This window comes from Actinomadura sp. NBRC 104425 (assembly GCF_030269545.1).
Lineage (GTDB): Bacteria > Actinomycetota > Actinomycetes > Streptosporangiales > Streptosporangiaceae > Spirillospora > Spirillospora keratinilytica.
Window position 1 is genome coordinate 128,107 of record NZ_BSTN01000003.1, and the last position, 12,804, is coordinate 140,910.

At 73.8% G+C, this 12,804-nt stretch carries 9 protein-coding genes; 2 read left to right on the plus strand and 7 right to left on the minus strand.

The annotated features are described in order from the left end of the window. Positions 1–4: 4 nt before the first annotated feature. The gene (gene holA / locus QSK22_RS06435; protein WP_285493056.1) at positions 5–964 is read right to left on the minus strand and encodes a DNA polymerase III subunit delta; all 960 of its coding nucleotides are present in this window, start codon (positions 962–964) and stop codon (positions 5–7) included. A 255-nt stretch (positions 965–1,219) separates the two neighbouring features. On the opposite strand from holA, the gene QSK22_RS06440 reads away from it, so the two are divergent. Next, on the plus strand, positions 1,220–1,402 hold the full coding sequence (locus QSK22_RS06440) for a hypothetical protein (RefSeq protein ID WP_285493057.1): 183 nt from the start codon (positions 1,220–1,222) through the stop codon (positions 1,400–1,402). Between the two features lie 279 nt (positions 1,403–1,681). On the opposite strand, the gene QSK22_RS06445 is transcribed toward QSK22_RS06440, so the two are convergent. The 5 genes from QSK22_RS06445 to hflX form a co-directional block, all read right to left on the minus strand. Then, positions 1,682–4,018, minus strand: a complete 2,337-nt coding sequence (locus tag QSK22_RS06445) for a ComEC/Rec2 family competence protein (RefSeq protein WP_285493058.1) — start codon at positions 4,016–4,018, stop codon at positions 1,682–1,684. Continuing rightward, positions 4,015–4,644, minus strand: a complete 630-nt coding sequence (locus tag QSK22_RS06450; protein ID WP_285493059.1) for a ComEA family DNA-binding protein — start codon at positions 4,642–4,644, stop codon at positions 4,015–4,017. Before QSK22_RS06450 ends, QSK22_RS06445 begins: the two co-directional genes overlap by 4 nt. Before the next feature lie 1,072 nt (positions 4,645–5,716). Continuing rightward, the gene (locus QSK22_RS06455) at positions 5,717–6,562 is read right to left on the minus strand and encodes a DegV family protein (RefSeq protein WP_285493060.1); all 846 of its coding nucleotides are present in this window, start codon (positions 6,560–6,562) and stop codon (positions 5,717–5,719) included. Between the two features lie 131 nt (positions 6,563–6,693). Beyond that, positions 6,694–7,908 (minus strand): imidazolonepropionase, encoded by a 1,215-nt coding sequence (gene hutI, locus QSK22_RS06460; protein WP_285493061.1) that lies wholly within the window; start codon positions 7,906–7,908, stop codon positions 6,694–6,696. 657 nt (positions 7,909–8,565) lie between these two features. Next, on the minus strand, positions 8,566–10,008 hold the full coding sequence (hflX, locus tag QSK22_RS06465) for a GTPase HflX (protein ID WP_502872282.1): 1,443 nt from the start codon (positions 10,006–10,008) through the stop codon (positions 8,566–8,568). Positions 10,009–10,339: 331 nt separating this feature from the next. Between hflX and aceB the strand changes: the two genes are divergently transcribed. Further along, complete coding sequence (gene aceB, locus QSK22_RS06470; RefSeq protein WP_285493062.1) at positions 10,340–11,956, plus strand: malate synthase A; 1,617 nt, start codon at positions 10,340–10,342, stop codon at positions 11,954–11,956. A 57-nt stretch (positions 11,957–12,013) separates the two neighbouring features. Here aceB and QSK22_RS06475 read toward each other — a convergent pair whose 3' ends face one another. Continuing rightward, complete coding sequence (locus QSK22_RS06475) at positions 12,014–12,718, minus strand: hypothetical protein (protein WP_285493063.1); 705 nt, start codon at positions 12,716–12,718, stop codon at positions 12,014–12,016. Between the last annotated feature and the right edge of the window lie 86 nt (positions 12,719–12,804).

Here is a 12,804-nt window from a genome sequence, read left to right on the forward strand (position 1 = left end):
CGGGTCAGCGCAGCGCTCGAGCGGCGACGATCTCCCCCACCGCCTTCTCCAGCGCGTAGGCCGGATCGGCGGCGCCGCCCTTGACCTGCGCGTCGGCCTCGGCGACCACGCTCAGCGCACGCGCGACACCGTTGCCGGACCAGCCGCGCAGCTGCCGCTGCACGCGTTCGATCTTCCACGGGGGCATGCCGAGCTCCTTGGCCAGCGCCGCCCCCCGCGCCCCCCGCGGCGCCCCGCCGACCTTGGCCAGCCCCCGCACGCCCTGCGCCAGCGCGCTGACGATCAGCACCGGCGCGACACCGGTGGCCAGCGCCCACCGCAGCTGCTCCAGCGCGTCGGCGAGCTGCCCCTCGATCGCCTTGTCGGCGACGGTGAACCCGCTGACCTCGGCGCGGCCCCGGTAGTAGCGCGCGACGGCCGCGTCGTCCACCTTGCCGCCGGTGTCGGCGACGAGCTGACTGCACGCCGCGGCCAGTTCCCGCAGGTCGTTGCCGACGGCGTCGATGAGCGACCGCGCCGCGTCTTGCGACACCTTGCCGCCCGACCGGCGGATCTCCTCGCGGACGAACGCGACCCGGTCCGCCATCTTGGTGATCTTCGGCCGGGCGATCTTGCGTGCCTTGAGCTTGGTGAGCCCGTCCACCAGCGCCTTGCCCTTGGCCCCGCCATGGTGGACGACCACCAGGACGACGTCGTCGGCGGGCTGCTTGGCATAGGCGAGCACTTCGGCGGTCAGGTCCTTGCCGAGGTCCTGTGCGGAGCGCAGCACGAGCACCTTGCCGCCTCCGAACAGCGACGGCGAGGTCAGCTCCGCCAGCCGCCCCGGCTCCAGCCCGCCCGGCACCAGGTCGATCACCTCGACCTCCGGATCGGCGGCCCGCGCCTCCGCCACGATCTCAGCGACCGCCCGCTCCACGAGCAGTTCTTCGTCTCCGACGATCAGATTCAGGCCTTCACCCGCCACCCCAGCAGCATGCCACGCCCCGCCCCGTCCCCAAGCCACTCACCACAACCCCCGCCCGGAACCCCCGCTCCCGCAAACCCCACCCTCGAGCCCCCACACCAGCGCCCCCGCCCGAGCCCGAATCAAAAAGGGTCTCGGTGACGGAGAAAGGCCGGCACGCCCTCCAGGCAACGGCATCTGCAGAAGCGCTGGACACCGACAAGCGACGCCACGCCCAAGAGCGGCAGCACGCCGGGAAATGCGCCACTGGTCGGCATGCGGCACCGCGCGGGGACGGCCTTCTTCTGCGGCGCGAGCGGAGGCGTCGCCCGCCGCGTCCGGGCCGCCGGCGCCGTCCGCCCGCACACCGTCGACGAGCTGTACCGGGCGCCGGACCACGCCCGCATGTCCCGCGGCGTGGATGCGTCCTGCCTGCCGTGCCACCGCGCCGATGCGTGATCTGACGCCTGTCTGCGTTTTGCGCGTGCGCTGCAGTGAACGGGGTCGAATGGCCGCCAGCGAGCCAGCGGCAGGGAACCACGACAACCCTCCAGCAACACACACAACACCGAAGCCTCCGGCCTCTTGCACATGCGCTGCAGTAAACGGAGTCAGATGGCCGGTAGCGGGCCAGCAGCGGGTAACCACGACCAACCCTCCAGCAACACACACAACACCGAAGCCTCCGGCCTCTTGCACATGCGCTGCAGTGAACGGAGTCGGGTGGCTGCCGGCGGGTCAGCGGCGGGTGACGACGGCCAGGCCTGCGGCGGTACGCACGACGGCGATGTCTCCGTCCTCGTCGGTGCGGTGGATGCGCATGCCGAGACGGCGCAGCATGTCCATGGTGGCGGTGGACGGGTGGCCGTAGTCGTTGTCCCGTCCGACCGAGATGATGGAGATCTCCGCGTGTGTCGCGGCCAGGAACTGCGGCTCCTGTTTGCGGGACCCGTGGTGCGGCACCTTCAGCACCTGCACCGGTGGCACGACGCCCAGCAGAACGCGCTGCGCCTCGGGTTCGACGTCTCCGGCGAGGAGTGCGCTGAACCCCGGGCGCCGGGCGAGGAGCACGACGCTGGCGTTGTTGACGGCCGCCCCGTCGTCGTTGCGGGTCAACCGGGGCCCGGTCGCCGCGGGCCCCAGGACCGCCAAGGTCAGTTCGCCGATCTGCCAACGCTGCCCGGCCACCGCCGGACGCGCCACCGCCCAACACCGCGACCGTGCGGGAGAAGGCCGGGCGTCACCGGGCTCGGCGCACCGTGTGCGGGTGGCGGGCCCGAGGGCCGCAAGGACCTCCTCGGCGGTGCCGAGGGGTGTGGTCAGCACCGTGTGCAGGCTTCTCCCGTCGCGGACGCCGGCGAAGCCCTCCACATGATCGGCGTGCGGGTGGGTGAGGACGAGCAGGGGGACGTCGCGGACACCGAGACGGTCGAGGCAGGCGTCCACCGGGCGGGGCTCCGGGCCGGTGTCCACCACGACGGCCTGTCCGGGCGCGGTGGACAGCACCAAGGCGTCGCCCTGGCCGACGTCGCAGGCCACCATCATCCAGCCCGGCGGCGGCCAGCCCGGAGACAGGATCCGCAGGCCGGCGACCGCGACGAGCGTGCCCGCCATGGCCGCCGCGGCGACGAGCCGGGCGCGGCGGTACTTCAGGATCAGCACGGCGCAGCCGCCGGCGGCGAGCAGCGCCAGCGCGCCGAGCCCGCCGCCGCGCCACGGGATGGTGGCGTACGGGAGGCCGGCCGCCGTGCGGGCCACCCACACGATCCAGCCGACCGTCAGCCCCGCGGGCCGCACCACGACCTGGGCCGCCTCGGGCCAGAGCAGCGCGATCACGGTGGCGGCGGCGCCGAGGAGCGTGGCGGGCGGCACGGCGGGGGCGGCGAGCAGGTTCGCCAGGACGGCCACCAGGCCCACCTCTCCGGACAGCATCACCAGGACGGGGGCGACGGCGACCTGTGCGGCCGCGGCGACGGCCAGGGCGTCGGCCAGCGGCCCCGGGACCCGGCGCCGCAGCCGCTCCCGCCACGGCGGTGCCAGGACGAGCAGGCCGGCGGTGGCCAGCACGGAAAGCGCGAACCCGTAGGAGCGGGCGAGCGTCGGGTCGATCAGCACCAGGAACAGGACCGCGGCACAGAGCGCGGGCACCCCCTGCCGGCGCCGCCCGGTGAACATCGCCAGCAGGCCGATCAGCCCCATGACGGTCGCTCGCAGCACGCTGGGCTCCGGACGGGCGACCACCACGAACACCGGTACGGCCAGTGCGGCGACGAACGGCGCCCGCCGCCGTCCCAGCCCGGCCAGCCGGCACAGGCCCAGGACCGCGCCGACGACAATCGCCAGGTTCGCGCCGGACACCACGAGCAGGTGGGTGAGCCCGGCGGTCCGGAAGTCCTCGGCGAGCCGGGGGTCGAGCCGGGAGGTGTCGCCCACGACCATGCCGGGCAGGACGCCGCGCTGGGAGGGCGGCAGCCGGGCCACGGCCAGGCGCAGCCTCGCGCGCACGTGCTCGGCGGCGCGCTGGACGGTCGAGGCGGGCCCCAGCACGTCCGGCGGGCCGCGCACCACGACCACGGCGGCGAGCAGCTCTGCCCGCCTCGGCGGGGCGAACCGGCCGGTGAAACGCACCCGCTGGCTGGGCAGCAGGCCGGTCCAGCGCCGATCGGCGGCGATCGCAAGGATCGGGACGCGCACCCTCGTCCTGCGCCCGCCGGCGTCGACGGTCTCGGCCCGCATCCGTATCAGGGCGAACCGCCGCCCGGCGACCTGCCGCGGGTCCGCGGTCACCACCGCCTCGACCGCCGCGCGGCCTCCCGCGTCGGCGAGGTCGCGCACCGGGCCGGACTCGACGGCCGTGGCGCGGAGCCCCACCCCGGCGGCCGACGCCGCGGCGCACGTCAATGCCAGCGTGCACCAGCGGCGTGCGGCGCTTCGGCGGCGGACGGCGAGCACGACCGCGACCACGGCGGCACCGGCGACGCCGTACGCGACAGCCCGCCCCGCTCCCAGCGCGACCGCCGCGGCCAGCCAGGCGGCCATGGCCGGGGCGACCAGCCGCAGGTCATGGTCCTTCACACGCGCACCAGATTCTTGAGGTCGGCGAACCGCCGCTCGCCGATGCCCGAGACCTCTTGGAGCTGCTCCACGGAGCGGAACCCGCCGTGCCGGGTGCGGTAGTCCACGATGCGCTGGGCGAGCACGGGCCCCACTCCGGGGAGTTGGTCGAGCTGGTCGACGCTGGCCGTGTTGAGGTCGAGCTGCGCGCCGGCGGTGGACGGCCCGACCGCCCCGGCGGGTGTCGCGTCCGGTGCAGGGGTGGCGGACGGTGCTCGCACACCGACCGGTATCTGCTCGCCGTCCACCACCTTGCGGGCGAGGTTGAGAGCGCCGGTATCGGCCCCCGGGCGCACGCCTCCGGCCGCCTTGATGGCGTCCGCCACCCGCGACCCGCCGGGCAGGGTGACCACGCCGGGCCGCCTGACCTTGCCGTACACGTGCACCATGACCGGCGCGCCCCGGCCGCTCGCGGGGGCGGTGGCGGGCACCGACGAACCCGCGACCAGTGTCGGCCGCCCGTGGGCCTGCGCGACGGGACGCGGCCGCGCCAGCCACAGGTAACCGGCGGCCACCAGCGCCGCGGCCAACGCCACGATGGCCAGCGCCCGTACGCCTCCCGCCCCGGGATCCAGCCGCCCCAGCACGTCGGCGAACGGCCCGCGCCTTCCCGGGGTTCCGTCGCCCGGTGGGCGAGGCGGTCCCGATCCGGGACCGGGCCGCGCCGCCCCCGGCATCCCGAGGCCTCCTGCCTCGGCCCGCCGGCCTGCAGGCTCGTCCACCCGTACCGGTTCCGCATCCCCTCCGTGCACGTCCGCATAACCCGTTTGGGTCTCTACGCGCCCCGGCTGCCCAGCGCTCTCGCGACGAGCACCGTCGTCGCCCCGTCCGACGCGCACCGGACGCAAATGACGACCGAGCCCGCGCGCCTCCGGCGGCGCCCCTGTACGTGCCGACCGGCACTGCGGCTCCTGAGCGACATGCACAGGCCCCTTTCCACCGGCTGCGCGATGCCCACGGCGGACGGCCTCTGCCCCGGGCTCGCCCACACGCTTCACCGCGCCCACGCTCGGGCGTGCCTCGGGTGACTGGGCCGCTGACACCTCGCCCGCACGTGCCGGCCAGCGCTGTGGAGCCCGGGCGGCACGCACAGGGCCTTGCCCGCTGTGTGCGCGGTGCCCGCGGCTGCCCGAGGGCTCATCCACACGCCGCACCGCGCCCACGCTCGGGCGTGGCTTGGGCGACGGGAGCGCTGACACCTCACCCGCATGTACCAGCCGACGCTGCGGCGACGAAGCGTTACGCACAGGCCCCTGCCCGCCGGGTGTGCGGTGCTCGCCACCGTCCGGGCGGTCGTCCAAGCGCCGTACTGGGCCCGGGTGTGGGCGTGCCTTGGGCGACGGGACGGCGGGTGTTTCGGGGGCTCGGTGCGTGTCGGCCTGGTGGGGGTTCTGCGGCTGGTGTGCCGCGTCCGAAGGGGCGGCGTGGTGACTGTGCGACAGGACGATCAGGCGTCCGGCAGGTGCCGAGGCGGTGGGCGGACGTGGGGTGATGGAGCGCCGGGTGGCCTTTCGGGGAGCCGTCGGCGGCCGGCGGGGGTCGGTGGGAACGGAACGGAGGTAGGCCGCTGGTGGGGCCGCAAGGTGTCTCACGAGGCTCGACGTTAGGCGGGGTGGACGGGGCCGCCACAGACCTCGCGGAGATTGTGGATAACTCGGCTCACAGGAGCGGCGCCACGACGACGCCGAGCATGCCGGGGCCGGCGTGGGCGCCGATGACCGGGCCGACCTCGCCGACGTGGACGTCCCTGACCCGGGGGATCCGGTCGCGCAGGCGGCGGGCGAGGGTTTCGGCGCGGGCGGCGGCGGCCAGGTGCTGGACGCCGAGGTCGACGGGGCGGTCGCCGGCGAAGTCGGCGGCGAGTTCCTCCAGCCGGGCGATCGCCCGGGAGGAGGTGCGGACCTTCTCCAGCGGGGTGATGCGGCCGTCCACGATGCTCAGCAGCGGCTTCACCATGAGGGCCGAGCCGAGCAGGGTGGCGGCGGCGCCGATGCGGCCGCCGCGGCGGAGGTGTTCGAGGGTGTCGACGTAGAACAGGGAGCGGGACAGGCGGGCGCGCCGCTCGGCGGCGGCCGCGACCTCGTCGGCGTCGGCGCCGCGTCGGGCGGCCGCGGCCGCCGACAGGGCGGCGAAGCCCAGGCCGAGGCCGATGGCGCCGGTGTCGACGACGCGGACGGGCACCGGGGCGTCCTCGGCGGCGAGTCTGGCGGCCTCCACGGTGCCGGACATGGCCGCGGACAGGTGCACGGAGACGACGGCGCGCGCACCGCCCCCCGCGGCGGCCTTGAACGCGTGCGCGAAGCGTTCGGGCGACGGGCGGGAGGTGGTGACGGGATGCCACTGCCTGAGGGCCTGCGCCGCCTCGTCGCTGGTGATCTGCCCCTCGTCCCGAACCGTGCCGCCGATGACGACCTGCAGCGGCACGACGGTGATCCCGTGGCGTTCGGCGAGCCCCGGGGGAAGGTGGGCAGTGGAGTCCGTGACGACCGCAACCGCGCTGGCCATGGGGCGAGGCTACTCCTCGGGAGGTGACGCGAGGGTGTCCGCCTGTAACGGTGTCGTGTCCGCCGCCCCCGCCCGGTGGAGGAGGCCGACGAACGCCCGGCCGCGCGGCGCGGCCGGGCTCGGGTCGCCGCTCAGGACTGGACGGGGATGCCGCCCCTCCACACGCGCAGGGCGCGCAGCCCGAACGCCCAGGCGAAGGCGCCCTCGTGGTCGGCGTCCCACAGGACGATGTCGGCCAGCATGCCCGGGGCCAGGGAGCCGCGGTCGCCGACGCGCAGCGCGGCCGCGCCGCCGAGGGTGGCGGCGCGCAGGGCCTCGGTGACGCTGAGCCCGTACATCGCCACGGCCAGGCCGATGACCAGCGGCATCGAGGTGATGCCGCACTGGCCGGGGTTGTGGTCGGTGCCGAGGGCGACGGTGACGCCGCGGTCGAGCATGGCGCGCACCGGCGCCGGGGGACGCGAGCTGTTGAGCGCGCTGCCCGGGCAGACGGTGGCGGTGACCCCGGCGTGCGCCAAGGCCTTGATGTCGTCGTCGTTGGCGTGGGTGAGCAGGTCGGCGGAGGCGCAGCCGACCTCGGCGGCGACCTGCGCGGCGCCGACGCGTTCGTTGGCGCAGGCGTGCATGCGGGCCTTGAGCCCGGCGCGCTTGCCGGTGAGCAGCAGGGCGCGGGCCTCCTCGGCGGTGAAGTGGCCCTCGTCGCAGTACACGTCGATGCTGTCGGCGCCCGCCGCGGCGGCGTCGGCGGCCCACAGCCGGACGGCCTCGATGTAGTCGCGGCGGCGGCCGAAGAACTCCGGCGGCAGGATGTGCGCGGCCAGGAAGGTGGCGTGGATGCGCGGCATGGCGGGCTCGCCTTCCAGCGAGCGCAGCATGCGGATGTCGGCGAGCTCGCCGTCGCGGGTGAGGTGGTAGCCGGTCTTGGCCTCGACCGTGGTGGTGCCCGCGAGGATCCACTGGCGCAGCCGCTCGCGGACGCCGTTGCACAGCGTCCACGGGTCGGTGCCGCGGGTCACGGTGACCGTGGAGTTGACGCCGCCGCCCGCCGCGGCGATCGCCGAGTGGGACGAGCCGCTGGTGCGCATGGCCAGCTCGGCCCAGCGGTTGCCCGCGTAGACGGGGTGCGAGTGGGCGTCGATCAGCCCGGGCGTGACCAGGCCGCCGCCGAGGTTCTCCACATGGTCGACGTCGACGATGTCGTCGATGACGCCGGGCACGCTCTGCGGCAGGTCGGCCGCCGGGCCTGCCCACACGATCCGGTCGTCGTGGATGAGAACGGCGGCGTTGCTGCAGACGTCGGTGCCCGTCCAGAGCCTGCCGATGTTCGTCAACAGCCGTACCGTCATCGGGTCACCGACCCGGATGGGACATCGCGCCGTTCGGCGCTGAACGGGACGCCATGAAGAGGGCCACCTGCTCTCGATCCGAAACGCCGACTGGGTGCCGGCGACTCACCGCTGGAGGGTTGGGCGATCGTTCGATCGCCATGAGCAACGAGACCGTAGATATCGGTTTCGTCACGGTAGTGCACTGACGGCCCGGCCGACAACCTCTGGCTCGTCAACGCGGGCGTCTCGACCGAGGTTCCATGAAGGCGGCGGCGGGCCGGGGAGGGCGCGAGACGCGCGCGCGAACGGTTCACCGAGGTCCGACAACCGGACAGCTTGCGCCCACCACCCGACAAACCATGGAATGTCTGTGCGCACCGCATCGACGCCTCACCCGCCCCTAGTGATACGACCGTACGGGTTACGGCGGAGCCGTCAAGCGGAATGGAGAAGCTGTCACCGTTCGGCGACCACGGAGCCCGCATTCGGCCCGTCCCGAAGGCGGATTCCGGAGGGACGCCTTGGACGTCCACCCTGCTGGGCAACGTTACCGCATCTTTCCCCGCAAGCCACTGCTTTTGTGGGAAATCCCTGCGCTCCCAGCCGGACCACGGCAGCCGCGTCAGACGGGCACGCCGCCGCCACCCCTGACGCCGCGCACCGGGGCGGCCGGGGTCAGGAGGTGGTCGCGGCCAGGTCCTCGAAGCGCTCCAGCTCGCCGGCCAGGTCGTCCGGGACGCGGGCGTGCAGGGCGGTGCCCTCTGCCAGGTGCTCCAGCTTGAGCACCTCGCCACGGCTGTGCACCCGGGCGACCAGGTCGCCGCGGTCGTAGGGCACCAGGACCCGCAGCTCGCGCTCCAGGCCGGGCAGGTCGGCCTCGATGGCCGCGCGCAGCTCGGCGATGCCGGCGCCGGTGCGGGCCGAGACGACCACGCTGTGCGGTTCCCGGCGCTGCAGCCGGGCCAGCGCGAGCTCGTCGGCGGCGTCCGCCTTGTTGATCACGACGAGTTCCGGGATGCCCTCGGCGCCGATCTCGCGCAGCACCTCGCGGACCGCGTCGATCTGGGCCTCGGGGTCGGCGTCGGAGCCGTCCACCACGTGCAGGATCAGGTCGGCCTCGACGACCTCCTCCAGCGTGGAGCGGAACGCCTCGACCAGCTGGTGCGGCAGGTGCCGGACGAATCCGACCGTGTCGGCCAGCGTGTAGGCGCGGCCGCCGGGCGTCTGCGCGCGCCGGACGGTGGGGTCCAGGGTGGCGAACAGCGCGTCCTCCACCAGCACCCCGGCGCCGGTGAGCCGGTTGAGCAGCGACGACTTTCCGGCGTTGGTGTAGCCGGCGATCGCCACGGCGGGCACCTCGTTGCGGCGCCGCTCGCCGCGCTTGGTGTCGCGGGCCTTGGCCATCTCGGCGATCTGGCGGCGCAGCTTGGCCATGCGGGCGCGGATGCGCCGCCGGTCCAGTTCGATCTTGGTCTCGCCGGGGCCGCGGCCGCCGATGCCCACGCCGCCGGCGGCGCGGCCGCCGACCTGCCGGGACAGGTTGCCGCCCCAGCCGCGCAGGCGCGGCAGCAGGTATTCCAGCTGGGCCAGTTCGACCTGCGCCTTGCCCTCGCGGCTGCGGGCGTGCTGGGCGAAGATGTCCAGGATCAGCGCGGTCCGGTCGATGACCTTGACCTGGACGGTCTCCTCCAGGTGCCGCAGCTGGCTCGGCGACAGCTCGCCGTCGCAGATCACGGTGTCGGCGCCGGTGGCGGCCACCACGTCGCGCAGTTCGGCGGCCTTGCCCGCGCCGATGTAGGTCGCCGGGTCGGGGCGGCTGCGCCGCTGGATCAGGCCCTCCAGCACCTGCGATCCGGCGGTCTCGGCCAGCAGCGCGAGTTCGCGCAGCGAGTTGTCGGCCGCCTCGGCCGTGCCGTCGGTCCACACGCCGATGAGCACGACGCGTTCGAGCCGCAGGACGCGGTACTCGACCTCGGTGACGTCGATGAGTTCGGTGGACAGGCCCGCCACGCGGCGCAGCGCCCGGCGGTCCTCCAGATCGAGGTCCCCGGTCATCGGCTCGTCGCGGAGCGCGTCCGGGATCCGGGGCTCGTGGTCCTCAGAGAAGAATTGAGTCATATGTCCTCTGTAGAACGCCGCTGAGCGGCTGTGTCTTCCCGCCGATCGTCTCACGGTGCGGTCGCCGGGTCATCCGTTTATTTCCCCGTCGCAGGTGTCCCCACCTGACAGGGCCGTACCCGGCCGCGCCCGCATGCAACCGGACGAAAGCGACCGGCGCCCTCACGCTATGCGACGTGGGGATGACCGATGGTGGCGGCGGCGCGGAGTGGGTAGGGGCGTGTCGACCGCGGTGCGTCGCTCACCCCCCTTTGACCGCCGTCGGCACGGACGAGTAGCTTTCTCCACGTAACAGAAGTGAGTTTTCACGATACGAAAGAAGGGCGGGACGATGGCTGCACCCGACGGCCCGGAGGGCATCGAGGTCACCGGCCCTCTGCACGACCGATACGACGAGATCCTCACGCCCGAGGCGCTGAGCCTGCTGGCCGCGCTGCAGCGCGAGTTCGGACCCCGGCGCGAGGAGCTGCTGCGGGCCCGCGCCGAGCGGCAGGAGCGGCTGTCGGCGGGCGGGACGCTGGACTTCCTGCCCGAGACGGCGTCGGTGCGGGCGGACGAGACGTGGCGGGTCGCCCCGCCCGCGCCCGGCCTGGAGGACCGCCGGGTCGAGATCACCGGTCCCACCGACCGGAAGATGACGATCAACGCGCTGAACTCCGGCGCCAAGGTGTGGCTGGCCGACTTCGAGGACGCCAACACCCCGCTGTGGACGAACATGATCGAGGGCCAGCTCAACCTGCGCGACGCCCTCGACCGCACGATCGACTTCACCGACCCGTCCAGCGGCAAGAAGTACGCGCTCAGGCCCGACGAGGAGCTGGCCACGATCGTGGTCCGCCCGCGCGGCTGGCACATGGAGGAGAAGCACGTCCTGGTGGACGGCGCGCCGATGTCGGGGTCGCTGTTCGACTTCGGGCTGTACCTGTTCCACTGCGGACGGCGGCAGCTGGACAAGGGCCGGGGCCCGTACTTCTACCTGCCGAAGATGGAGAGCCACCTGGAGGCGCGGCTCTGGAACGACGTCTTCAACCGGGCCCAGGACATCCTGGAGATCCCGCGCGGCACCATCCGCGCCACCGTGCTGATCGAGACGATCCCGGCGGCGTTCGAGATGGAGGAGATCCTCTACGAGCTGCGCGACCACTCGGCCGGGCTGAACGCCGGCCGCTGGGACTACCTGTTCTCGATCATCAAGAAGTTCCGCGACCGGGGCGCCGAGTTCGTCCTGCCCGAGCGCAATGCGATCACCATGACCGCGCCGTTCATGCGCGCCTACACCGAGCTGCTGGTGCGCACCTGCCACAAGCGCGGCGCGCACGCCATCGGCGGCATGGCGGCGTTCATCCCGTCCCGCCGCGACCCGGAGGTCAACAAGGTCGCGCTGGAGAAGGTGCGGGCGGACAAGACGCGCGAGTCCGGCGACGGCTTCGACGGGTCCTGGGTGGCGCACCCGGACCTGGTGCCGGTCTGCCGCGAGGTGTTCGACGGCGTGCTCGGCGACCGGCCCAACCAGCTGGACCGGCTGCGCGAGGACGTCCGCGTGTCGGCGGCCGACCTGCTGAACTTCAGCGCCACGCCCGGCGAGATCACCGAGGCGGGGCTGCGCAACAACATCGACGTGGCGCTGCGCTACCTGGCGACGTGGCTGGCCGGGTCGGGCGCGGTGGCGATCCACAACCTGATGGAGGACGCGGCGACCGCGGAGATCTCCCGGTCGCAGGTGTGGCAGTGGATGCGCCACGGCGTCGAGCTGGCCGACGGGCAGAAGGTCACCCGCGAGCTGGTGGAGCGGATCATGGACGAGGAGCTCGCCAAGATCCGCAAGGAGCTGGGCGGGGCCTACGACGAGCCGCGCTACGAGCAGGCGGTGGCGCTGTTCAAGGAGGTCACCCTGGCCGACGAGTACGCCGAGTTCCTGACCACCCCGGCGTACGCCCGCTTCCCGTGACCGGCCGGCGCGGCGCGCCGGATCAGGCCCTGCCCGGGGTCCGGCGCGCCGCGCCCGTCAGCCCGTGCGCCACCACACCTCGGCGTGGCTGAGCGACACCAGCCCCTCGTCCAGGACCACCCGGAAAGGATTCGCCCCGATGATCGCCCACGCGTGGGCGCGGTGCTCGAACGGGAAGCCCTTGCTCGTCACCAGCGCGAACACCTCGTCGAAGGCGGCGGAGAACATCTCGCTCAGCTCCTCGCCGAGCCGGTCGTAGGCGCCGGACCGCAGATGGTGCGCCAGCCCCTCCAGGTCGCCGGCGGCGAGCAGCGGCCCGGCCGCGGGGTCGTCGTCGGCCAGCAGCCCGGCCACCCGGTCGCTCGCCCCGCGCAGCTCGCTGGTCAGGCCGTCCGTCTCCGGCAGCGTGGCGAACGCGGCCATGACGTCGGCGGGGTCCCGGCGCGGCCAGCCCTGCGCCTTGCCCAGGCAGTACGGCATGAACTCGGGGAGCTCCAAGCCGTGCGCGGCCTGCGCGACGCGTACCCAGAACTCCGGGGGGAGCTCGGCGTCGCGGCCGTTCCCCTCGGCCCAGATGCCGATGTCCTGCAGGGTGTTCATCCAGAAGTGGTAGAGCCCCTCCTCGACGCATTCCCGCAGCTCGTCGGCCAGCCCGCTGGCGGCCGACAGCGTCCCCGGCAGCAACGTCTGGGCGATCTCCAGCTGCTCGCGGACGGTGCCTTCGGGGAAGGTGAGGTCGGCGGTCAGGAACTCGGGGAGCATGGCCCGGGAAACTACCCGACCCTGCCCCGGTATGTCCGCGGAACGGCGACTTCAGGCGATCTTGTGGTGAACGCGGCCCCGGAGGG

Coding starts and splice junctions, on each gene's coding strand:
- QSK22_RS06440 (WP_285493057.1), top strand. CDS start 1,220: ATGCGGCACCGCGCGGGGACGGCCTTCTTCTGCGGCGCGAGCGGAGGC.
- QSK22_RS06455 (WP_285493060.1), bottom strand. CDS start 6,562: ATGGCCAGCGCGGTTGCGGTCGTCACGGACTCCACTGCCCACCTTCCC.
- hutI (WP_285493061.1), bottom strand. CDS start 7,908: ATGACGGTACGGCTGTTGACGAACATCGGCAGGCTCTGGACGGGCACC.
- hflX (WP_502872282.1), bottom strand. CDS start 10,008: ATGACTCAATTCTTCTCTGAGGACCACGAGCCCCGGATCCCGGACGCG.
- aceB (WP_285493062.1), top strand. CDS start 10,340: ATGGCTGCACCCGACGGCCCGGAGGGCATCGAGGTCACCGGCCCTCTG.
- QSK22_RS06475 (WP_285493063.1), bottom strand. CDS start 12,718: ATGCTCCCCGAGTTCCTGACCGCCGACCTCACCTTCCCCGAAGGCACC.